Source organism: Streptomyces sp. ADMS, assembly GCF_033441795.1.
In the GTDB taxonomy this organism is placed as follows: Bacteria; Actinomycetota; Actinomycetes; order Streptomycetales; family Streptomycetaceae; genus Streptomyces.
Window position 1 is genome coordinate 1 of sequence record NZ_JAVFVX010000634.1, and the last position, 237, is coordinate 237.

A 237-nucleotide genomic window follows, 5' to 3' on the forward strand; every position below is an offset into this window, starting at 1 on the left:
ACAGCGGCTACCTCGGCGCGGCGGCCACCCCGACCCGGCTCTCCGACGCCGACGTCGCCGTGGGCTCCGACGGCTCGATCACCCTTCCGATCACCCTCGACGCGATGTCCGCGTACCAGGTGATCGTCTCCCCGGGCGGCACCGGCAGCACCACCGCTTCCGACAACACCTGGTCGGCCAGTTACGAGGCCGAGAACGCCACCCTCAGCGGCAGCGGATACAACATCAACACCGAGG

General features: G+C 69.6%; 1 protein-coding gene. It reads left to right on the forward strand.

From position 1 onward, the window contains the following. A partial coding sequence (locus RB628_RS42270; protein WP_318325869.1) for a hypothetical protein occupies positions 1-237 on the forward strand: 237 nt, incomplete at both ends.